The 23,201-nt window shown below is 55.0% G+C and carries 19 protein-coding genes; 8 read left to right on the plus strand and 11 right to left on the minus strand.

Annotated features, from left to right (window positions below; translation table 11 throughout):
- The first annotated feature begins 11 nt into the window (after window positions 1-11).
- The 6 genes from A7E78_RS07110 (at window position 12) to A7E78_RS07135 (ending at window position 8,194) form a co-directional block, all read left to right on the plus strand.
- Complete coding sequence (locus A7E78_RS07110; RefSeq protein WP_072283573.1) at window positions 12-968, plus strand: patatin-like phospholipase family protein; 957 nt, start codon at window positions 12-14, stop codon at window positions 966-968.
- 72 nt (window positions 969-1,040) lie between these two features.
- Window positions 1,041-1,334, plus strand: a complete 294-nt coding sequence (locus A7E78_RS07115; RefSeq protein WP_072283574.1) for a phasin family protein — start codon at window positions 1,041-1,043, stop codon at window positions 1,332-1,334.
- A 37-nt stretch (window positions 1,335-1,371) separates the two neighbouring features.
- Complete coding sequence (locus tag A7E78_RS07120) at window positions 1,372-3,063, plus strand: ABC1 kinase family protein (RefSeq protein WP_072283575.1); 1,692 nt, start codon at window positions 1,372-1,374, stop codon at window positions 3,061-3,063.
- 198 nt (window positions 3,064-3,261) lie between these two features.
- Window positions 3,262-4,188 (plus strand): UDP-3-O-acyl-N-acetylglucosamine deacetylase, encoded by a 927-nt coding sequence (gene lpxC / locus A7E78_RS07125; RefSeq protein WP_072283576.1) that lies wholly within the window; start codon window positions 3,262-3,264, stop codon window positions 4,186-4,188.
- A gap of 132 nt (window positions 4,189-4,320) precedes the next feature.
- On the plus strand, window positions 4,321-6,573 hold the full coding sequence (locus tag A7E78_RS07130) for a sensor histidine kinase (RefSeq protein WP_072283577.1): 2,253 nt from the start codon (window positions 4,321-4,323) through the stop codon (window positions 6,571-6,573).
- Between the two features lie 265 nt (window positions 6,574-6,838).
- Window positions 6,839-8,194 carry a sigma-54-dependent transcriptional regulator gene (locus A7E78_RS07135; RefSeq protein ID WP_072283578.1) on the plus strand — a complete coding sequence of 452 codons (1,356 nt, stop codon included), beginning with the start codon at window positions 6,839-6,841 and terminating at the stop codon, window positions 8,192-8,194.
- Window positions 8,195-8,339: 145 nt separating this feature from the next.
- Here the strand turns inward: A7E78_RS07135 and A7E78_RS07140 are convergent, their stop codons facing one another.
- From A7E78_RS07140 to A7E78_RS07175, 9 genes are all read right to left on the minus strand, one after another.
- Window positions 8,340-9,344, minus strand: coding sequence for an aldo/keto reductase (locus A7E78_RS07140; RefSeq protein WP_072283579.1), 1,005 nt, complete (start codon window positions 9,342-9,344; stop codon window positions 8,340-8,342).
- Window positions 9,345-9,388: 44 nt separating this feature from the next.
- The gene (locus A7E78_RS07145; RefSeq protein ID WP_072283580.1) at window positions 9,389-10,576 is read right to left on the minus strand and encodes an iron-containing alcohol dehydrogenase; all 1,188 of its coding nucleotides are present in this window, start codon (window positions 10,574-10,576) and stop codon (window positions 9,389-9,391) included.
- Between the two features lie 298 nt (window positions 10,577-10,874).
- On the minus strand, window positions 10,875-12,026 hold the full coding sequence (locus A7E78_RS07150; protein ID WP_072283581.1) for an MBL fold metallo-hydrolase: 1,152 nt from the start codon (window positions 12,024-12,026) through the stop codon (window positions 10,875-10,877).
- Between the two features lie 34 nt (window positions 12,027-12,060).
- Window positions 12,061-13,263: an aldo/keto reductase gene (locus tag A7E78_RS07155; protein WP_072283582.1), complete on the minus strand. Its 1,203-nt coding sequence runs from the start codon at window positions 13,261-13,263 to the stop codon at window positions 12,061-12,063.
- A gap of 107 nt (window positions 13,264-13,370) precedes the next feature.
- Window positions 13,371-14,555, minus strand: coding sequence for a (R)-mandelonitrile lyase (locus A7E78_RS07160; protein ID WP_158516084.1), 1,185 nt, complete (start codon window positions 14,553-14,555; stop codon window positions 13,371-13,373).
- 83 nt (window positions 14,556-14,638) lie between these two features.
- Window positions 14,639-15,727 (minus strand): alpha/beta hydrolase, encoded by a 1,089-nt coding sequence (locus A7E78_RS07165; RefSeq protein WP_072283584.1) that lies wholly within the window; start codon window positions 15,725-15,727, stop codon window positions 14,639-14,641.
- 11 nt (window positions 15,728-15,738) lie between these two features.
- Window positions 15,739-16,797 (minus strand): alpha/beta hydrolase, encoded by a 1,059-nt coding sequence (locus A7E78_RS07170; protein WP_072283585.1) that lies wholly within the window; start codon window positions 16,795-16,797, stop codon window positions 15,739-15,741.
- A gap of 62 nt (window positions 16,798-16,859) precedes the next feature.
- Window positions 16,860-17,216 (minus strand): MFS transporter, encoded by a 357-nt coding sequence (locus tag A7E78_RS15190; protein ID WP_201258049.1) that lies wholly within the window; start codon window positions 17,214-17,216, stop codon window positions 16,860-16,862.
- Window positions 17,213-18,322 (minus strand): MFS transporter, encoded by a 1,110-nt coding sequence (locus A7E78_RS07175; RefSeq protein WP_201258050.1) that lies wholly within the window; start codon window positions 18,320-18,322, stop codon window positions 17,213-17,215. Before A7E78_RS07175 ends, A7E78_RS15190 begins: the two co-directional genes overlap by 4 nt.
- 309 nt (window positions 18,323-18,631) lie before the next feature.
- On the opposite strand from A7E78_RS07175, the gene A7E78_RS07180 reads away from it, so the two are divergent.
- Window positions 18,632-19,558, plus strand: a complete 927-nt coding sequence (locus tag A7E78_RS07180) for an AraC family transcriptional regulator (protein ID WP_072283586.1) — start codon at window positions 18,632-18,634, stop codon at window positions 19,556-19,558.
- A 174-nt stretch (window positions 19,559-19,732) separates the two neighbouring features.
- Here the strand turns inward: A7E78_RS07180 and ylqF are convergent, their stop codons facing one another.
- Together ylqF and hemG are read right to left on the minus strand one after the other, a co-directional pair.
- Window positions 19,733-20,572: a ribosome biogenesis GTPase YlqF gene (ylqF, locus tag A7E78_RS07185; protein WP_072283587.1), complete on the minus strand. Its 840-nt coding sequence runs from the start codon at window positions 20,570-20,572 to the stop codon at window positions 19,733-19,735.
- 34 nt (window positions 20,573-20,606) lie between these two features.
- Entirely contained in the window at window positions 20,607-22,022 is a 1,416-nt protein-coding gene (gene hemG, locus A7E78_RS07190) for a protoporphyrinogen oxidase (RefSeq protein ID WP_072283588.1), read from the minus strand.
- A 184-nt stretch (window positions 22,023-22,206) separates the two neighbouring features.
- Here hemG and A7E78_RS07195 point away from each other — a divergent pair, with 184 nt between their 5' ends.
- Window positions 22,207-23,097, plus strand: coding sequence for a DnaJ C-terminal domain-containing protein (locus A7E78_RS07195; RefSeq protein WP_072283589.1), 891 nt, complete (start codon window positions 22,207-22,209; stop codon window positions 23,095-23,097).
- Window positions 23,098-23,201: the final 104 nt, after the last annotated feature.

Here is a 23,201-nt window from a genome sequence, read left to right on the forward strand (position 1 = left end):
CGAGGCGTTCCATGGATACAGTGAAAACCACCATTGGCCTGGCACTCGGCAGCGGCGCCGCCCGAGGCCTGGCGCACATCGGCGTGCTGAAGGTACTTGAAGAAGCCGCCATCCCCATCGCCTGTATCGCCGGGACCTCCATCGGTGCATTTATTGGCGCACTCTACGCTGCCGGCGTCCCGGTTCAACAGATGGAGAAGACCCTTTGCGAACTCAACTGGCGAGCCCTGGCCCGCCTTCTCTCTCCTGCCCTGCCCACCTCGGGCCTGTTGGACGGTGGCAAAGTCGTCGAGTTTATGGCCGAGCTGTTGCCGGTTCAAACATTTGAAGAGCTTTCCATTCCTCTGGCAGTAACGGCCACCGATATCGAATCGGGGGAAGCCCTGGTTATACACCAAGGCAGCCTCTTAGAAGGACTGCACGCCGCGACAGCCTTTCCCGGCATTTTTACGCCCGTACCTTGGAACGGCCGTTTTTTGGTCGACGGCGGCTTATGTAATCCGGTGCCGGCTAACGTAGCCTACCGCATGGGTGCCCAACGAGTGATCGGCGTCAGCGCGATCCCTACGCTGACAGGACCTCAATCAACAGGTCTGCAGACACCTTTCATCAAGCCGCGCAAGCCGCACAATACCCTTCGAAGATTCTTTACCAGCGCCCAACTCGAGAACCTGTTTCACGATATTTGGCAGAACAACCGTCAACCACAGAGTTCGGCCGCCGCACAGTCACAAAAACGTCCCCAACAACGGTCGCCCGGTATTTTCAGGGTCTGTTCCCGCAGTGTCGCCATCATGGAAAACCAGATCAATGATCTGCGCCTCGAGAAAGAAGCCATCGATCTGCTGGTTCGGCCCATCTTTGACGACATCAGCCTGCTTGACTTTCACCGAGCCAAAGAGTCCATTAAGGCCGGCGAAATCGCTACCCTCCGGTTACTACCAAAAATTCGCCAGCTGTTAGAATAATTTTGCAGCAACAGCCCTCTGTGTTATTATTGAAAGTACCTAGAATCATTGCTGATCTATAGGAGAACAAGCATGAATGATCTCATTGAAAAAACCCTGATGGCCGGTATTGGAGCCCTGGCTCTGAGTCAAAAAAAAGCTGAAGAACTGGTGGGGGAATTGCAACGCCAGTTTAACCTCAGCGAAGAAAAGGGGCAGGAATTGTTGGACAAAATCAAGGAGACCGTGAGTGGCCAACAGCAACGACTGGAGGAAGTCGCTCGAGAGGAGCTGCAAAAATCGGTGACTCGTTTCGGTCTGGTAAACAGGGAAGAATTCGATCAACTGGTCCAACGGATTGAAGAAATGGAAAAACGCCTGAAGTAAGCCGAATGATCGGCCCTTACCGGAATCGATAGCAACCATGCAGATCTTTTCGCGGATCAACCGCAATATTCGCTCGTTGCGCCGCTATCGCCAGGTTCTCGGCGTTCTCATCAAGTACGGCTTCGGTCACGTCGTTGAACAACTCAATATCCACCACTACCTGCACCGGGGCAAGCAACTTATCAGTCGCGGTGCTGCGCGCAAAGAAATCGAGCACCTGACCGCTCCCCACCGGCTACGGCTGGCTCTTGAAGAACTGGGGCCGACCTTTATCAAACTCGGCCAGCTCCTTTCTACCCGTCCCGACATTCTGTCGGTGGAATACACCCGAGAATTGGGAAAACTGCAGGACAAGGTGCCCATGGTTCCGGCGGGCTCCATCCGGGAAGTCATCGAGACCGAATTCGGCCAATCGGTGGAGACCCTGTATGCCGAATTCTCCTTTTCCCCCTTGGCTGCCGCCTCCATCGCCCAGGTCCATCGCGGCAAATTGCATAGTGGTGAAGAAGTGGTCATCAAGGTGCGGCGACCGGATATCGCCCGCATCATCGAAACAGATATCGATATTCTGCAGGGTCTTGCTTATCTGGTCGAGCGCCATCTGGCCAGCGGCACGATCCTCAATCCCGTAGCTCTGGTCAAAGAATTTCGCCGCACCATAGAGCGGGAGATGAATTTCAACCGGGAACGCCACACCATAGACCGGTTTCGGGAAAACTTTTTACAAGATGCCACGGTCTATGTTCCTCAAACCTACCCGAACTATTGTGGTGAAACGGTCCTGACCCTGGAGTATGTCGATGGGATAAAGGTGTCCAACTTCGATCAGCTTCGGGAAGCCAGCTATGATCTCAAGACCATCGCTTGTAACGGCGCCAACGCCATCTTGCAGCAGGTTCTGGTGCACGGCTTGTTTCATGGAGACCCGCACCCCGGCAACATCTTTGTTCTGCCGAACAACGTCGTTTGCTTCATCGACTTTGGGATGATCGGACGTCTCGACAGGGAACTGACCTTCCGCCTTGCCGAGCTGCTGACCGCCGTACTGCAAAGAGATGTGGAACGACTGGTGGCTATCCTGCTCTACTCCGGTGATTTAACAGAGGAGATTCGCCGTCCCGAATTGAAAAAAGCGGTCAGTGACTTTGTCGATGACTATTACGAGGTGCCGTTGCAGGAGATTAGAGCGGGACGCTTGTTGATTGAATTCGTGGAAATCCTGATCCAGTTTCGCATTCCCTTTTCTCCCGACCTGATGCTGCTGGCCAAAACTTTGATTACCATGGAGGGTATTGGCCGACAACTCGATCCCGAGTTCAACATGGTGGGCCATCTCAAACCCTTTATGAGCAGGTTATTGCAAGAAAAAGTCGGGCCGACTAACCTGAGTCGAGAGGGAATGCGTATGATGCAGTCCTACGGCGCGCTGCTAAAAACGCTACCTGATGACCTGAAAGAATTCATCACCCGGATCAACCGAAACAAATTCAAAATTGACCTTGAACACCGCGGCCTCGAACGACTCATCACCGATCTGGACAAATCGAGCAATCGACTCTCTTTCAGCCTGCTCATCGCCGCCTTGATTATTGGCTCTTCCATCGTCATGCAAACCGACAAGGGCCCGCTACTCTTCGGCTTTCCAGCCCTCGGCATCCTGGGCTACTCCATCGCAGCGGTGCTCGGTCTATGGCTGGCCATCGGTATTTTACGCTCCGGCCGCCTGTAATCCATTGTGTTGTAAATAACACACGCCATCTGTCTAAATAACCACAATAGTTTTATCCCGCCTTCAATGTCCTAACCCAAACCTAATGATTACAACACCTTAAATAGACCCAAAAAAGTGGCAAGCTCTTTGCATTAACCCTGTGTGTAACATGAGGAAAGCTTCTTGTAATTAATTGAGGGAGGACACCCTTTTATCATGATTTATCAAAAGACCCTGCAACAACCCGTCAAGATTTCCGGTATCGGCCTTCACTCGGGGCAAGAGATCACCATGTCCCTGCGTCCCGCCGAAGCGAACACCGGTATTATTTTCCACCGCAGCGAAGGCGAACGCATCGTTTCCATTGAAGCGTCCTCCGCGAACGTGGTCGATACACGCATGGCGACCGTCATTGGCAAGGGCGGCCTGTCGGTTTCAACCGTCGAACATCTAATGGCAGCCCTTGCGGCCTGCGGCATCGACAATCTGCACATTGACATCGACGGTCCGGAAGTACCGATCATGGATGGCAGCGCCGCTCCCTTTATCGCCCTGCTGCAGGACTGCGGTACACGCCAGCTGGCTGCCAACCGCAAATACCTGGCGATCCGCAAGCCGATCACCGTGGTCGACGGCGAAAAACGCGTCACCCTGATTCCTTCGCGTTTCTTTCGCATCTCCTACGATATCGCCTTTGACCACCCCTGCATTTCCCTGCAGCATCGCGCGGTCAAGGTTTCAGAGAACCTCTTCGCAAAAGACTTGGCCCCTGCCCGAACCTTCGGCTTTCTACACGAGGTCGAATATCTCAAGGCCAACGGTCTGGCCCGCGGCGGCTCGTTGGAAAATGCCGTAGTCATCGGCGAAGACAGCATTCTCAACCCTGAGGGATTGCGCTTCAACGACGAATTTGTCCGGCACAAGATCCTTGACGCCATCGGCGATTTCAGTTTGGTAGGCTATCCGATCCTTGGCCATATCAAGGCGTACAAAGCCGGGCACGACATCAACCACCAGACAGTTGAAAAGATCCTTGCTTCTCCCGACTGCTGGCAGCTGGTTGAACTGGGAGAAAGCCCACAGAAAAAGACTCGGGCCGTTGCCGGCCAGCGGTCTTTTGCTCCCGACATGGCTTTCTCTTAAATCAAATAATCTAATCAGCAAAAAAGGCAGCCCTCGGGCTGCTTTTTTTTTACCTGCGGCAGTCAGCGATAGAACTTGCAATTCGGACAATAAATGTCCTAGAATTGGCTATTTACTCATTCCAAGAGCGCTATGAAACCCGCTATCGAAAGCCCTCCGAAGAGAAATAAAGAGCAACGTAAACGCCGTCGCGAATGGCTGATTGCAGGACTGGTTACCCTGTTGGTGGTGGTGCTGGGACGGTACGAACAGGAACTGTTCGAAATTTCCGCCCAACTGCCTCTCTCCCAAAGCATTCTGGTTCTTGCTCTGATCAACATCAATATTCTGTTGATCATCCTGATTTTATTTCTGGTCGTTCGCAACCTGTTTAAATTGTTAGTTGAGCGACGACGACAGCTTCCTGGTGCACGCCTGCGTACCAAACTGGTCGTGGCCTTTGTCGCACTCTCTCTGGTGCCGACCATGCTATTGTTTTTTGTGGCGGCCGGCATCATTTCCAGCACTATTGAAAACTGGTTCAATGCCGAAATCGAATCGTCTCTCGAAGAATCCCTGGCCGTCGCTCAAACCTACTATAAAAACTCCGCCACCAATGCCCTCTATTATGCGGATCAAATCTCCCGCATTGTCAAAGAACAAAAGCTGCTTAACGAGACCAATTTGCCGTTTCTGGTGGCACTAATTGAGCAGAAACAGCAGGAATACAATCTCGGGGTAGTCGAGGTTTTCTCGGCCACCCATGAAGAGTTGGTCCGCGCCTCTAACCCGCAAATTCCTGACACCGAATTCACCGATCCCGATTCGGACACCATCCGCGAAGCCCTGCAAGGCAACAGCCGCACCCTCATCACCCGCATGGGCAAAGCCGACTTGATTCGGGGCATCGTCCCGGTTTTTTCCAATTGGAATCCCAACGACGTGGTCGGTGTGGTGGTGGTCAACTACTACGTTCCCTATTCGCTGGTCAGCAAAATGGAGGAAATTTCTTCCTCTTTTGAACAATACAAGTCCACCAAACTGCTCAAAGGAAAGATTCAAAAGGGCTACGTGCTGGTCCTGTTGTTGATCGCCTTAGTCATTATCTTTTTGGCTACCTGGTTCGGTTTCCACCTGGCTCGGGGCATCACGGTACCGATTCAGGAACTGGCCCTGGCCAGCAACAGAGTCGCCGAAGGCGACCTCGAGGTACAAATTGCCATTAAAAGCGATGACGAAATAGCCCTTTTGGTGGAAGCTTTCAACAAGATGACGGCCGACCTGCGCAAGGGCCAGGAGAGTATTCGCCAGGCCAATCGCGAATTGCAGGTGTCAAACCTTGAGCTGGAACAACGTCGCCGCTACATGGAAATTATCCTCAAGAACGTTACCGCCGGCGTCATCTCGGTCGACCAAAAAGGCAACCTGACTACTATCAACAAATCGGCGGAAAAGCTTCTTAAAATTCAAACGGGCAAGGTTTTAGGCAAGAACTTCCGTGAAGTCATCAAGACCGAGCATCTTCCTCAAATCAAGGAATTACGTCTTCTCCTGGCCCAATCAGGTAAGGATTCCATTCGTAAACAGGTCACCGTCGATTTGCCCGATGCGAAACTGACCCTTTTGGTCAACCTGACGACCCTGCGGGATGAAAACGGTGAATTCATGGGTACGGTCGTCGTATTCGACGATCTTACAGAATTGATCCGTGCCCAGCGCATGGCCGCCTGGCGCGAGGTGGCGCGGCGCATTGCTCATGAAATCAAGAACCCGTTGACCCCCATTCAGCTTTCCGCCCAGCGCCTGAGACGCCGGTATCTAAGCCGTTTTGATAGCGACGACACAGTATTCGACGAATGCACCATGATGATCGTCAAGCAGGTAGACGAACTCAAGAACCTGGTCAACGAATTTTCCAGTTTTGCCCGCATGCCGGCCAGCAAACCGACCCCCAACAACCTCAACGACATCATTGCCGAGGCCTTGGTCCTCTACCAGGAAGGACACAAGGACATCTCTTTCGACTTCAATGCCGATGACCACCTGCCGGTCTTTAATCTCGATCGAGATCAGATTAAGCGGTCAGTGATCAACCTTCTCGACAATGCGGTCGGCGCCGTCGGAACCGGTGGCCATATCTCCGTGGAAACCGGTTTCAACGAAGAATTGCAGATTGCCTCCTTTACCGTTGCCGACGATGGCTGCGGCATCACCGCTGAAGACAAACCACGGCTGTTCGAGCCCTATTTCTCTACCAAAAAGACCGGTACCGGTCTTGGCCTGGCCATTGTTTCCAGCGTCATTTCCGATCACAACGGCTATATCCGGGTCAAGGACAACCAGCCGCGGGGCACCCGCTTTATCGTCGAACTGCCGGTAACTAACGACCGCAGCTCTCTAACCTGATCTTCACCCAGATACTTTGGATGCAGATTACTGAGTTACTGCTTTGGAACCGAGCAACTTTTTGCAAGGTCAAGGAAATCAAGGCCTTGCACGGAGGCGTACATCGGTACGCCGCACCATTCAGCAGGACAGCGGAACGGGACAGTCTTTGGCTGCCCGCCGGGTGAGGGCCATGGAGGTCCCCAATCACACGCAAGGCCGTAGAATGATGCAGAGCTTGCGAAAAGGGGCCTTTTCTAGACAGAAGCCAACATAGGAAACAAGTATGAAAAGTATATTAGTCATAGATGATGAACAGAGCATTCGTGAAAGCCTGAAAGGAATTCTGCAGGACGAAGGCTACCGCGCCGTCTTTGCCGAAAGCGGCGAAGAAGGCCTGACCCAGGTGCGGGAAGAGACCCCCGACCTGATTCTGCTTGATATCTGGCTGCCGGGCATTGACGGTCTTGAAACCCTGCGCTTGATCCGCGAAGACTTTCCCGAACAACTGGTGATCATGATGAGCGGTCATGGCACCATTGAAACCGCGGTCAAAGCTACCAAACTTGGCGCTTACGATTTTATTGAAAAGCCCCTGTCTCTGGAAAAGGTGTTGCTCTGCATCGAGAACGCCTTCAAGGTCGGTCAGCTGGTTGAAGAAAACCGGTCCCTCAAGGAAAAGATGGCCAAGGATCGCGACATGATCGGCGAGAGCGAACCGATCTCCTCGCTTAAGGAACAGATCGCCATCGCCGCGCCGACCTCGGGCTGGGTGCTGATTACCGGCGAAAACGGCACCGGCAAGGAGCTGGTGGCCCGCGCCACGCACAATCTGTCGAAACGTCGCGGCAAGCCCTTCGTCGAAGTAAACTGCGCCGCTATCCCCGAAGAGCTCATTGAATCAGAGCTTTTCGGCCACGAAAAGGGTGCCTTTACCGGGGCCACGGCGATGCGCAAGGGAAAGTTCGACCAGGCCAACGAAGGCACCCTGTTTCTCGATGAAATCGGCGACATGAGTCTCAAGACTCAGGCCAAGATTCTGCGCATCCTGCAGGAACGAAAATTTGAACGGGTCGGCGGCAGCCGCACCATCGAGGTCGATGTGCGGGTCATCGCCGCGACCAATAAGGACCTGGAAGAGGAGATCGAAAACGGCAACTTTCGTCAGGATCTTTACTACCGGCTCAATGTGCTGCCCTTCCACGTACCGCCGTTGCGCGAACGGCAAGAGGACATCCCCCTGCTGACTCAGCACTTTCTGGCCCATTTCTGCAGCCAGGAAGGCCGGCCGATTAAAACATTGGCCCCGGAGGCTCTCGAAGCCCTGATGAACTATCCCTGGCCGGGCAACGTGCGAGAACTGAAAAACCTGGTGGAACGCCTGGTGATCATGATCCAGGAGGACACCATCACCCGCGCCCATCTGCCGGAAGCAGTTCTTGGGACCACGACAAACTCAGCTGCGGCCAGTACCGCCGCCACCCTCAAGGAAGCTCGGGAACAGTTCGAAAGAGAGTTTATCCGCCAGAAGCTGGAAGAGTTCGAAGGCAATATCTCCCGTACCGCTGAAGCTATTGAAATGGAACGCTCGAACCTGCACCGCAAGCTCAAGGCGTATGGCATCGAGTACAAGAAGTCCTGAAAACCTTCGTCTTCTTTTACGGCAACAACAGACCGGGACACCTCAAATCAGCGCCTGAACTTGTTGAATGGATGTGCAACTGAAGAAGGCTCCTCGGATCACGAGGAGCCTTCTTCAGTTTTTATGGCGGACCAAAAGAACAAGCTCAAAGACCGGTAATCTTCTCCAGTATTTCCGGGTAGCGAGCACCCTGCACCTCAACTTTCGAGGCGGCGCTCTCGATATCCCGCAGATCCTCCACCGTGAGTTCAAGCGAGGCTGCGCCGATGTTCTCCTCCAGGCGATGCAGCTTGGTAGTGCCCGGAATCGGAACGATCCACGGCTTTTGCGCCAGCAGCCAGGCCAGCGCGATCTGGGCGGGAGTCGCCTGCTTCTGTGCCGCGATGGTGCCGAGCAAATCGACCAGGGCCTGGTTCGCTTTGCGGGCCTCGGTTGTAAACCGGGGGACGACGTTGCGGAAATCGTTCTTATCGAAGCTCGTGTTCTCGTCGATCTTGCCGGTGAGAAAGCCCTTGCCCAGAGGGCTGTAGGGGACCAAGCCGATGCCGAGCTCCTCAAGGGTCTGCAGCACTTCCCTCTCGAGGGTCCTGGTCCACAGGGAGTATTCACTCTGCAGGGCAGTGACCGGCTGGACGGCGTGGGCGCGGCGGATTGTCTGGACGCCGGCCTCGGAAAGGCCGAAGTGCTTGACCTTCCCCTCCCCGATCAGGTCCTTCACCGTGCCGGCGACATCCTCGATCGGCACGCCTGGATCGACCCGGTGCTGATAGAAAAGGTCGATCACATCGGTCCTGAGGCGTTTGAGGGAGGCTTCGGCGACCTTCCGAATATTTTCAGGGCGGCTGTTGAGCATCGATTCGCCTTCTTTGGGATCGCGCGGATCGAAATCCGTATTGAAGCCGAACTTGGTGGCAATCACCACTTGATCGCGTAACGGAGCGAGAGCCTCACCCACCAGCTCCTCATTGATGAACGGCCCATAGATTTCCGCCGTATCGAAAAAGGTGATGCCGCGCTCGACGGCGGCACGGAGAAGCGCGATCATCTCCTTCTTGTCCTTAGCCGGACCGTAGCCGAAGCTCATACCCATGCAGCCGAGCCCGAGAGCCGAAACTTCCAGGCCGCTATTACCTAATCTTCGTTTTTGCATCCTTTTCTCCTTTGTATTGGGTAAGCCTGAACCGTTCCCGTAAATCAGAATGCCGCCCGCAGGATCTGCAGCACCTCGTCCTTGCCGAGAACAGCCAAGATACCCAACTGGCCGTCCTCCACGGCTTTTTCGGCGATCACTTCCAGGTCCTCTTCCTTGACGCCCGCCTCGCGCAGGCTCGCGGGCATCTTGATGACGGCATAGAATTCCTCGAGCCGCGTGACGCCTTCTTCCGCGGCCTTGGCATCATCCTTTTCGCGCACGTCGAAGACATTGCGGGCGAATCGCGCGAAAATCGGCAGGTGTTCCGGCGCCGCGCTCATGGTATGCCGCATCCAGGCTGGCGTCAGCAGCGCCAGGGTGACGCCATGGGTCATGTCGTACATGCTGGAGAGTTCGTGCCCGATGCCGTGCAGCGGGAAGGTGGGCGACGGCTTGCCGAGCAGAAACTGAAATCCGGCCAAGGCCATGGAACTGGCCCACATGATGTTGGCACGAGCCTCGTAGTCTTGCGGATTTGCCAGGATTTTAGGGGCCTCCTCCAAGACGACCTTCATTACGCCCTCGTTCATGCGGTCCTGCACCTTTGCGGCGACATCGGGGGTAAAATACTGCTCCATGAGATGGCAGAGAATGTCCGCGACGCCCGCCATGGAATGATATTCCGGCACCGTGTAGGTGTACTCCGGATCTAGGATGGAGAACCGGGGATTGAGCAGCGGATGCAGTAAAACTTTTTTCTTATGATCCTCACCGACGGTGATGACCGCGCCCATGTCCATCTCCGAGCCGGTCCCCGCCATGGTCAGAATGGTTGCCAACGGTGCCGCGGCAACAATCTTTGAAGAGATCCCTGATTCATCGACAAAAAGATCGGTCACCGGACCATCATATTTCACCCCGGCAGCAATGGCCTTGCAGGCATCCAGAGTCGAGCCGCCGCCCACGGCCAGAATGAAATCACAGCCGCGTTGGCGATAGAGTTTAATTCCCTCCTGCGAGCTTTCGATCCTCGGGTTGGGCTGGATGCCGCTCAATTCCACATACGCAAGATCGGCCTTGTCCAATTGCTCGATAACGGTATCGTAGATGCCGTTCTTTTTTATGCTGCCGCCGCCATAAGCCAGCAGCACCTTGGAGCCGCCCTGGGCCTTGATGGTCTCGCCGAGAATGTTTATTTGGCCTTTGCCGAAATAGGCGGTGGTCGGAATGCTGTAGATGAAGTTGTCCATGTGTTTTCTCCTGGATGGTTTTGATTTATTTTCATGATACGTTGGGTCCAAGCGAAACCGGTAGACCGATTCTGCCGGACCATTGCCTGATTGTCCGAAAGAGCATCGGTTTATGCTGAAATGCGAGCACAGTGGACCAGCCGCGCCCATCCGCCGCATTGCCCGATAGCCCGAGTTGAAGGTCTCGGAATAAATCGTGAGCCTGCGTCGGAATGTCCACACCCAATTAAGGAAATGAGTGGCACTCCCCAGAATGCATAAAGTCACAGGAATGAATATTTAAGCCTTGAATGTCAGTTCAGAGCCTTTGCATTGGGGGACTTTCAGAATCGCCGGTTTTCGCGATTTTATCCTTTGGTATGTGCCACCACGCTGCATAGGGGATACCCAAAGGGTCTTCAACAGGCTGACCCATTAAAGGTGTCGCAACGCTAACGTCCCTGCGATTCGCTTCTGCCAGCAGCCTCTCGATGGGCTCCGTCCAGTTGTGGAGGGAAAGATTAAACTGACCCCAATGGATGGGCAGCAACACCTTGCCCTTAAGATCGATATGGGCCTGCACGGTTTCCTCCGGCATCATGTGAATCTCCGACCACGCCTCGTTATAGGCGCCAGACTCCAGAAGGGTCAGATCAAAAGGACCGTACTTGTCCCCGATACTTCTAAACCCATCAAAGTAGCCCGAGTCTCCTCCAAAGAAGATTCTGTGCTTTTGACCCTGAATCACCCAGGAAGACCAGAGTGTTTTATCCCGAACAAGCCACCGACCGGAGAAATGTCGGGCAGGTGTTGCAACCAGCTTTATCCCCTTGTTCGACTGTTCCTGCCACCAGTCCATCTCGACAATTTTATTTCTTGGAACCCCCCAGTATTCCAAATGTCCCCCCACGCCTAAAGGAACGCAGAACAGGGAAGTCTTATCAATCAGTGCTTTGATGCTCCGGTAGTCGAGGTGGTCATAGTGGTCATGTGAGATCAATACGATATCGACCTTTGGCACATCCTTGAGTTGCAGTGGGAGAGCTGTGCCAAAGCGCTTTGGTCCCAGGAAGGTGAAAGGTGACGCCCGGTCACTGAAGGTCGGATCGGTAAGGATGACTTGTCCATCCATCTCGATCAGGCAAGTAGAGTGGCCAAGCCAGGTCAGACGTAAGCCATTGGTTGCACCGATGCTTTCGACAGCAACCGGAATGGAAGGAAGTACGGCTTCAGGCTCTCGTTTTTGCTGGTCGGTGAAAAACTCAAGCAAAGAACCCAATCTGTTTCCCGAAGCGGTACTGACACGGGTTTCAATTGTGTTGAAGAATTTTCCATCCTTAAACTGAGAAGAACTTATCAACCTTGCATCACGCCCAGCCAGTCCCAACTGGGGCGCGCAAGAGGTGAACAAAAGCACTGATGCCAACACTATGAGCACAAGACAACATGTCATTTGGATAGTTCTCTTCATTTAACACTCTTTATTGAATGGAATCTTGGATCGTTCATCTCTTCGGCGGCGCTTCTACATCCGAAAAGGCCTGCACTGCGTCTGGAAGACGCTGTCCCCGAATCTTGATCACCGCAACAGACTTATTCAGCTCGGCCAGCTCGGCGGGTGTGAAACGAACAGCAACCGCGCCAACATTCTGGTGCATATGCTCCCGATGTGTCGTTCCTGGGATCGGCACAATCCAGGGCTTCTGCGCCATCAGCCATGCCAAGGCAATTTGCGCTGGTGTGGCATTTTTTCGTTCGGCCCACTTCTTCACCAATTCCACGAGCGCCAGGTTGTACGGCAGATTCTCTGGCGAGAACCGGGACTCGGTGCCTCGAAAGTCACCGGGAGCGAACCGGGTATCCGCGTCGAACCAGCCGGTTAGAAACTGCACACCGAGGGGGCTCCAGGGCACAAAGCCAATACCCAGTTCCTCGCAAGCCGGGAGCACTTCCTTCTCAGGTCCGCGCCATAGCATGGAATACTCGTTCTGGACCGCAGTAACGGGCAGTTCAGCATGAGCGCGCCGCAGCGTCTTAAGCCCCATCTCGGACAGCCCCCAGTGCAGGACCTTACCCTGATTCATCAGGTCCTTGACTGCCCCTGCGACGTCCTCGATCGGGACGTTGGGATCGACTCGGTGCTGGTAGAGGAGATCGATGCGATCGGTCCGAAGGCGTCTGAGCATAGCCTCGACGACCCGCTTGATATGTTCCGGGCGGCTGTTGAGTCCAGGGAGGCGCGCGCCAGTGTTCTGATCGATGTTCCAGCCAAACTTAGTTGCAATCACGACCTGATCGCGAAAAGGGGCCACCCCTTCACCGAGGATGCGCTCCACTTCGAAGGGGCCGTAAGCCTCCGCCGCATCGAAAAAGGTGACACCATGATCGAAGGCGGCGCGGATAACGTTTATCATTTCCGGACGGTACGGCACGGTGGTTTCATACTTGCGGCTCATGTTCTGAACACCGAGCCCAATGCTCGACACCTCGAGTGCGCCAAGCCTGCGGCGCCCCTGGCGTGGGGGCTGCTGAAGGCTGCCTTGACCTGTGCCCCCGGGGGAACTCTGCCCGGGCTGCACTTGTGCGGCGGCAGAAACATGAGGCAACAACGAGGCTGCGGCCACCCCTGCCCCGGCGATGAGAAACTTGCGTCGATCCAGCTTAGCGAAGCCACCCTCTTGAGCATGATCGTTTTGAGTTTTATTCATATCGGCGACCCTTCTTCGATTACCTTCAATGGCGTAGGGTTACGTGTTGTTGCTGCCAGTATTTTCACGATGGACGAAGCAATGAAAAAGCGCTTCTTTACCTTCTTTCAGTACCCATATTGTTCGTCATTGACATGCTCCAGCCATTGAACGGTTAAACCATTGCGGGGAGCAGAGATTGCGACATGCGACATAGGGCTATCCGGTGCAGCGCCATGCCAATGACGTTCATCCGCCGGAATCCAGACTACGTCCCCCGGCAGGATTTCCTGAACGGCTTCACCTTCCGACTGGACCAACCCCCGGCCGGAAGTAACGATCAGAGTCTGTCCGAAAGGATGTGTGTGCCATGCCGTGCGTGCCCCGGACTCAAAATTTACAATTCCGCCACGATAACTTTCGGGTATTTCTGCAGAAAACCTGGACTCGACGGTGACATGGCCAGTGAAATAATCTGCCGAAGCCTTTGTCGGCTGCTCTTTTTTGATGACCTTAACGGATTTGGCCTGGTTCTCCGGCGGGCTGATGCCGAGGAGGTCGTTGAGAACCGCAGTGGCTTTTTCAGCGCTTTCTACACTGACGTCCTGCCTGAGAACCGAAATATAGTCTTCAAGCTGCGTTTTGCCCAACCCAGCATTCATGGAGACTCTAAGATGTGCTTTGAGCTGTGGTTCTGTCCCTGTCATAGCGGCTAGAATACTGATGGTCGCCAGTTCGCGTTGTTGATGGCTGAGAACATCTCGATAAAAAATATCCGCAAACAGATGCTCCACTAAAAACTGGTCAATGATGGGGGTAAAAACCGGATACCCGCTCGTGCGTTTCGATACATCCCTGCCCACAAGGGCATTGCGGGTTTTGTGACCATATGCGGTCTTATCGAACTCGGCGGCCATGGCCGTTGCCTGTTTACCAATGTTGTCTTTTATGCCTTGCTCTTTGCGTTTATCCATGACGGCCATGAATGTATTGATGCCATTCAGGGCCCGTGGAAAACCAGCATAGGCATAGGCATGAACCAGAATTTCTTTTATTTCATTTACAGTAAGTCCAGAATCCAGACCTTCACTCAGGGCTGTTTCAAGCTTCTGCATATCTCCACTCGCGGTAAAGGCCGCAATGGGGATGATTTTTTTCTCCTTGGCACTTAATGCTTCACATCCCTCTGCCCGCGCTTTAGAAGTACCCGCTAAACAAACCACCGCGACAACCAATGTGGCGATAATTATTGTAAATTTTTTCATAGTTTTCCCTTGTTTATGTTCCTTGTCAGCGAGGATCGTTACATTCAAGACAGATCTTCTTATTGCTCCATATCCTTGCCTAAATAACATGGGTTACGCTTGTTGATTCGGTTGACTTCCGGGTAGAATCACTAATCCAACCCTTTCTTTGCTAGCCAGTCGGACATAAGGTTCGCGATTTCGAGATTATTCAGATCCGAAAATGGCAAGTGCGTATTGCCGCGTACTCCTATTTCCGGCAAATGCACGACCGTGGCATCGCCCCCGTGCCGATTCACCGCATCGGCCCACAGACGCGCCATTTCCAGGCGTATCCGCCACATGTCCTGACCCGGATTTTTTGAAGGCAGTTCTGGGATATAGTCACCGTAATAGATGACGATCGGAATCTTGGTGAGTTTCATGAAGTCAGACAATGGAACAGGCACACCCTCAAGTGTCCCTCCAGAGCTGGGTTTTGGGGCTGGCACATCACCTTCCGGAAAAACAAAATTACTGCCGGGTTCATAAGAGACGACAGCACGAATATCGGGGCTTTTGATTACAGTTTGCCAACCCATGCCACCACTGTGCGAATGGGTAACAAGGATACCCGGACCTATCTTGTCGAAGAGTGCTGCCACGGCATCCGAGTTTACGTCGATATCGATCGGGCCGGTATCAGGAGCCAGCTGACGAAAGTACTGACCCAACGCTTCCGAGGCCCGGGAGAACTGTACACCAGAGAAATACTCGGGCCAGACCCCGATGCGAAAAATATTAAACCATCGCTGTTCATCCGGCACAGGTGCCAAGGTCGCCGGTTGGGTGCTGCGCCCCGCATTGCCTCGACGTGGTTGGTCAAGTACATAAACTTCGTAACCTCGCCTGAGGAAGAGATTCTGATAACCCTCTCGTCCATCGGGTGTGGTTTCCCAGGTCTTTGAGAACTGCCCGAAGCCATGCCAGAGCACAAGCGGCAATTTCCTGGGGTTTTCCGGAATTTGGTAGAACACGTAGGCGTGGTCTCCGTGGAAGGTCTGGCCCTCCGGAGTCATTTTGAGCGGGTCAAACGTTCCGGGGTTAGTGATTACGGTGCCGCCGACGGCAAAACTCCCTTGCTCCTGAATGACCAGCAATCCGGGTTTGCCGCTTCGCTCAGCAATTGAGCAGGCGGAGAGGCTCACGCTGAGCAAAGTCAGTGTGAGCGCAAGCATGAGCTTCCGAAACTTTGTCTTCATCGTTTGGCTCCTTACTTCAGCACCTTGCCGAAGAATTGGGTCAATTTATCCATGGCCTGATTCACATATTGCGGCTTCCAATAGGTTTCGATGTGAGTTGCACCGTCAAGCAGGAACAATTCCTTATTTTTTGCGCTGGTCGCCCCCTTAAACGCACTTTGGGTCATGTACAGGGAATCGGCCTTGCTGCCTGCCATCATCAGTAACGGTTGGTTGATCAGGGCCATATGGCTGGCCGCATCGAAATTCATTAAATCGAGGAGACTGCTCATAGTGTATTTGAACGTGGAGTTGGGGTGGGCGTGGGTCTTGCCGTAATATTCAAAACCCTGGCGATACAAATCAAACGGCAACTGGGCGATTTGTTCATCCGTCAGCTGCACATCACCTGCATAGATAATTTCACCGCCGGCGGCTTCTTGCGCACGGGCGTCTGAGGCTTGCTTTAAGCGTTCCTGTATGGTGGATATTTGCGAGCCCAGATAGCCGTTGCGTCGCACCAGGCCGGAATTAAACATACTCAAAGTGGCAACGGCCTTAAACCGCTTGTCGGTTTGGGCCGCCTTCAAGGCATAGCCGCCACCGCCACAGATACCCAGCAAGCCTAGGTGGTCGGCATCGACACCGGCAAATTGCGTGATGAAGTCGGCCATGCCGCGTACATCTTCAATCCGGTTTGCCGGCTTGTCCACATTGCGGGGCAGACCACCGCTGGCGCCTTGATACGCCGCATCCGCAGCAATGGTGAGGTATCCCTGTTCTGCCAAACGCTGAGCATACAAGCCGGCGACTTGCTCTTTCACGCCACCATTGGGGTGAGCCACCACCACCGCCGGGTAGTGCTTGCTCGGGTTATAGTTCGCAGGGGTATACACGTTCGCGGAGATAGCAATACCGTTGAGCTGGTAAGTGACCGAATGGATATTCACTTTGCCTGCTGCATTTTCGGTAATCGCGCCGTCGTAGGTGAGGGTAAACGGATTAAGTGTATAGCCTGCTGCCATGGTTGCTCCTGGTGAAATGCTGAGCGCCGCCACTAATAGCAACGCTACGATTTTCAAGCTGGGCATGGTTATTCTCCGTTCTTTTTGTCTGCTCGGTTGGTTTTAAAACTGCCGGTAGGGGCCCCCGGTCAGGCTTCCGCTGCCAGCCCGTTATCCGGTCTTTTTGCTGCTAAATCCGCCTGCGCCCGTGCCGCGGACGGTCGAACGAAAACCAGGGCGATGAGCAGGGCGACAAACAGCATGAACCCGCCGCCGGTCATCACCGCCGAGATCCGATGACTGAGCAGTTCCGACCCCTGCAGCCGCGGCGCATCCGCCGCGGCGAACACCACCACCAGGATGCCGAGACCAAGGGATCCGCCGATCTGGTGGGCGACATTGACCAGCCCCGAAGCCGCCCCCTGATCACGGTCCTCGACCCCCGCCACTCCCGCCACGGTCAGGGGGCCGAGGGCGGCGCCGTTACCCAGACCGATCAGAATCATCGGCAGGGCGATATCCGTAACGAAAACGGCGTGCGGACCGGCCTGCCCCAGCCAGAACATGCCGGCCGCCGTAAACGCCAGGGCAAGACACAACACCCCGCGTTGCCGAGCCTGCGGGTGAGATTCGGCAAGATCATGGCGGCGAGGAAGGTCGGGATGGTCATTGGCAGGAAACCGATGCCGGCCTGCAGCGGCGAGAAACCGAGTACCAGCTGCATATATTGGGTGGAGAAGAAAAAGAAGCTCACCATGGCGCCGAGAAACAACATGCGGGCGGCATAAGCTCCCGAGCGTTCGCGGCTGGCAAACAGTCGCAAGGGCAGGATCGGCTGCCTCACCCGGGCCTCGTTGAAGACAAAGAGCGCCAACAGGACCAGGCTGAGACCGAGGGCGGAGCGTGTCAGCGAATCGCTCCAGCCGGCCTCGGCCGAACGCACGATGCCGTACACCAGAGCGCCCATCCCCAGGGTCGAGCAGATCGCCCCGAGAACGTCAAAGGCGCCGCCGGTGCGCTTTGATTCCACCAGCAGGCGCGCAGCGGCCATGATGAGGCCGATTCCGATCGGCACATTCATGAAGAAACCGATCCGCCAGGAGAGCTGATCGGCAAAGATACCACCGAGCACGAGGCCGAGGCTGGCCCCGGCGCCGGCGACCATCGAGTAATAAGCCAGCGCCTTGGTCCGTTCGGGACCATCAGGGAAGGTCGTCGCAATCAGCGAGAGCACCGTCGGGGCGAGGATCGCGGCCCCGACGCCCTGCACGGCGCGGGCACCGATCAGCCAGGCCGGTGTCCCGGCGATGCCAATGGCAAAGGACGATGCGGTGAAGAGGGTCAAGCCCAGGATCAGCATGCGCTTGCGCCCCAAGATATCACCGGTGCGCGCCGCCAGCAGCAGAAAGCCGCCAAAACAGAGCAAGTAGGCGTTCTGCACCCAGGAGAGGCCGATGGGGGAGAAACCCAGCGCCTGCCGGATCTCGGGGAGACCGGTGATGACGATGGAAATATCGAGGACGATGATCAGATAACTGACCAAAACGATGGCCAGCACCGCACCGGGAGAGGCTGACGACGTTGTCGCCAGCTTTTGGTTTTCACTATTCATCTGTTGTTGCCTTTCCGGTATCCGTTGAAACCTTTATTGCCGGCCCAAAGGGGTTCCCTTTGTCCCCTGGCCCTCGATCGTTGATCCTATCTTGTTTTCATCCGCAAACCGCCCTTTTCCATAGGGCAACTGCGCTGTGTCATCCGGAGTTTCCAGATGGACACTATCTTGGACCGAGGCGCGCCACGGCCGGTAGACCAATCCTGCCGGATTCTTGCATGATCGTCCGAAATCCGGAAAAATGGTTGTCATGAAGGGCAGGATCAACTAGCCTGTAAGCGAAGAAAATCATCGTAACAAGGGATGGTTATGCAGAAGAGCGAGGGCAACGAAAAAGACATTGCCATAGAGACCTTGGGCGGGAGCATTGCCCGATTAACCGAACAGGGCGAGTTGCAGACAACGGCTATTCCGGCCTTGTCTCTGTTTCGGCGGACCGAGCCGACCGAACCGGTCACCGGCATGTACCAGCCGAGCATCTGTCTGATCGGCCAGGGCGCCAAGCGCGTGCAACTCGGTGACGACACCTACATCTACGATCCGCAGCATTACCTGATCACCTCGGTGCACCTGCCGACGGTGGTGCAGATCACCGAAGCCAGCCCGGAAAAGCCCTATCTGGGGCTGCGGCTGACCTTCGACCTGCACGAGATCGCCCAGTTGATGGCGGACAGCCAGCTGCCGCCGCCCCGGACCCAGCAGTCGGGCCGCGGCATGGCAATCGGCGAGACAACCCTGCCGCTGGTGAATGCCTTTGTACGTCTGATCGACCTGCTTGACGCCGAGGAGGATATTCCGATCCTGGCACCGGTCATCCAGCGGGAGATCATCTACCGGTTGCTGGTAGGGGACCAGGGAGCGCGACTGCGCCAGATCGCCGCGGCGGGGAGCCAGAGCCGGCAGATAGCGGAGGCTATCGATTGGCTGAAGGGTAACTACACCCAGCCGTTGCGTATTGACGAGCTGTCAACCCAGGTCAACATGAGCATTTCAACCTTCCATCACCATTTCCGGGCGCTGACGGCCATGAGCCCGCTTCAGTACCAGAAAACGCTGCGTCTGAACGAAGCCAGGCGGCTGATGCTCATGGAACGTTTGGATGCAGCCTCTGCCGGATTCCAAGTCGGCTACGAAAGCCCTTCCCAGTTCAGCCGAGAGTACAGTCGCCTGTTCGGCGCACCGCCATTGCGAGATATCACCAACCTTCGACAAATCACACCCCTTGAAAATCCCTGATATTACAGAACAACCTCAAACATTTTCAAAATGGCATGATGATTTAAACCAGTCGTTTGGATCACAAAAGCATTGACCGTCCCCAACGGTATAAACGCAATCATAAAGCTTCAACAAAAAACGCCCGCTGACAAAAATGTCGGCGGGCGTTTTTTGTTTATGAAGGAAGCAAGCCTAGGCGATTGCCGGAGGACTTTCGAAACTGACACGGCCAATCTTGCCGCTCTGCAGGTCCCGAAGCAACACCTCGGCTGCCCGATAAGAATCGACCACGCCTCCGGAACCCAGACAACCACGCCGGCGGCCGATTTCATCCAGCAGTTCAGTGGGTTCTTCCGGCATATCTTTGAGTTTGTAGCGCGTGGCCAGCAGCTCCAGGTAGCTTTGTCGCAAGTAGTCTGCGGCAAACACAGCCACATTCTGGTAATCCATGGCGTTGTCGCCGATTGCGCCGCTGGCGGCCAGGCGATAAGCGCCCTGTTGGTCTTCGAGGTTTGGCCACAGAATACCGGGGGTGTCGAACAGCAGGATGCCATTGCGCAGATCAATCTGTTGAGCGTGTCTTGTTATTGCCGGCCGGTCGCCAACCTGGGCGATGCGTTTTCCGGCCAGAGTGTTGATCAGGGTCGATTTGCCGACGTTGGGAATGCCCATCACCATCACCCGTAGCGGCCGGCCCGGTTTACCGCGCTGCGGCGCGAGGCTTCGGCAGAGCTTGGGAATTCGAGAAACATCCCCTTTGTTGCCGGCGTTGATGGCCACGGCGCGCAGCCCGTGGTCGCTCTTTTCGAAATATTTCACCCAGGCCTTGGTGACCTGCGGATCGGCCAGGTCGGCCTTGTTCAATACTTTGATAAACGGCTTCTGTTGGCGCAACTCCGCCAGCAAAGGATTACCGCTGGATGCCGGCAGCCGGGCATCGACCACTTCGACGGCGACATCGATCTTGGGCATCACCTCGATGATCTGCTTGCGGGCACTGTGCATATGGCCTGGGAACCACTTGATGGTCATGCGTATCACTCCTGACGCGAAAGCGTCTATTAAATTATTCGACTGGTCGACCGCTGTTGCTGGAAAGGATCGCCGAAGCGGTCCGCTGGGCAGCACTGACGCAGTCATTCAGGCCAATGCCAAAAAAGGCATTGCCGGTGAAAAATAGCCCCGGATAACGAGCACTATGCTGCTGTAAGTCTTGCAGACGTTTCCCATGACCGACCAGATATTGAGGAATGGCCTGGCGGTGGCGAAAGATCTGTACAAAATCGGGTTGGACATCGATGCCCATGGTCTGCCGCAACGCCGACCGGGTTTCAGACACCACCCGGTCATTATCCCATTCGGCCACTTCAGGATGGGTGGCGCCTCCCAACATGGAGCGCAACAGGACACTGTCTTTGGGCGCGCGCTGCGGAAAGATACTCGAATCCCACAGGGTCCCCAACAGGGGCATGGCATTGGGCCGCGCCACCAGATAACCGAAACCATTCAGGTTGTGGGCAATACGCTGGCGCCGGTAACCGAAGCAGGCCACCTGCAGCGAGGCGTAAGGAATTTGTCCCAGCAGGTCGGCCATTGGCTGATCGAAACCCTTCACCAAACTGGCAAAACTATAGGCGGGAACCGCCGAAACCACGGCATCCGCGGTGAACTGCCGGCCATCGGCCAACTGCAAGTTAAACTTTGTCCCTGCCGGTTCCAGGCCGACCACCTTAGCCGAAACCTGCACATGGTCGGCCAGTACCTGATGCAGACGATCGGTGAGCTGTTGCAATCCGTTGGAAAAAGAAGTCAGTACACCGGCCGGCCCGGAAGCACTGGCCACCGCCTGACCGGAACGGCGTTCCGCGCGGCGTTGGCGAGCCAGGCGCAGCATAGCACGAAAAAGTCCGCCATATTCCTCTTCCAGTTGGTGAATGCGGGGAAAACAGCTCTGCAGGCTCATGGATTCCGGATCACCGGCGAAAATCCCCGATACCATCGGCCCCACCAATCGATCAAGAGCCTGCCGCCCAAGCCGGCGACGACAGAAATCAGCCAGGCTTTCGTCCTCACCCCCACGACGAGCCGGAATAGCTATTTCAGCAGCCATGCGCACCTTGGCCACCGGCGAAAGCAACCCGGAGCGCAGAAAAGCCACGGCATTTTCCGGTACCTGGTGCAAGCGGTCCAAGGCATAGATGAAGCGCCGGCGAGCGTTGTCATTGGAACGGACCAGCTCTTCAGCCACTTCCAATTGCCTGCAAAGATCGAGAGTAGCTGGCTTACCATCAAGAAAACCGTTGGGACCCCATTCACACAGATAGCCTTCATCGTTGCGCAAGCTACGGATCTTGCCGCCGACATGAGGCTCTTCCTCGAGTACGGTCAACGACAACTGCCGGCCTTTGGCACGGGCTTCCTGCTCCAGCAAAAAAGCTGTGGCCAAGCCCGAAATACCGGCACCGATGATAACCACCTGCATGGGAAACCGCCTTTGTAAGAGAGAATAACGATCGTCCATTATGACAACAAACGAACCGCTATGCAATGATGGCACTAAACGCTAACCGAACTATTTATCCAAACCTTTTCCCGGCTCCTCTTGACCTTCGGCATGAGCATCTCTATATTGTCAGGGCACTTCAGCTGCACAACCGGGAGACACCATGAGCAAAGACTACTACGCTACCCTTGGCGTCGCAAAAGGCGCCGATACCGATACTATCAAAAAGGCCTATCGCAAACTGGCCCTTAAGTACCATCCGGACAAAAATCCGGACGACAAAAAGGCCGAGGAAAAGTTCAAAGAGATCACCGAAGCCTATGCGGTCTTGTCCGACAAAGAAAAGCGTCAGCAATACGATCAATTCGGCGATAGCGGTTTTCATCAACGCTATTCCCAGGAAGACATCTACCGTAATTTTAATGCCAATGACATGTTCCGCGATTTCGGCTTCGGTTCTGACGACATCTTCAGCCGATTGTTTGGTGGAGTTGGCGGACGTAGCGGCTTTCCCGGCGGCCGTCCGCAGGCGGTAAAAGGCCAGGACTACGTCATGCATCTCAGCATCCCTTTCCGTCTGGCGATAGAAGGGGGCAAAAAACGGGTCGAATATCGTGGCGAGCAGGGAGTGGAGAACCTTCAGGTAACCATTCCTGCCGGCATCGAATCGGGGCAGAAGCTGCGGGTTTCCGGAAAGGGCGGAAAAAGTCCTTCGGGAGGGCCTCCGGGTAATCTCTTTCTGGAAATCAAGGTCACTCCCGACCCCACCTTCAGCCGGGAAGAGCAAAATCTACTGGTAAAGGTTCGCATTCCTTTCAGCGGTGCCTGCCTGGGCTCATCGGTCGAAGTCCCCACCCTGCAAGGGAATAAACGGATCAAGGTACCGGCGGGCATTCAAAGCGGTGGCAAAATTCGTCTTAAAGGCTATGGCGTCCCGGCCAGGAAGGGTCACGCAGCAGGCGACCTGTATGCGATCATCGAGGTAGAAGTTCCAGACAAACTCGATATTGAGCAAAAGGCCCTGCTGAAAGAGTTAAAAAAGGCCGGCCTGTAAGCAACAACATACCACACCCTACGCACACAAAAGCCTCTCTTGATGAGAGGCTTTTTTTCGTTCGGACCATCAGCAGAGGCCGCCGGGAATATAGGTATTCCCCA

This window comes from Syntrophotalea acetylenivorans (assembly GCF_001887775.1).
Taxonomy (GTDB): Bacteria; Desulfobacterota; Desulfuromonadia; order Desulfuromonadales; family Syntrophotaleaceae; genus Syntrophotalea_A; species Syntrophotalea_A acetylenivorans.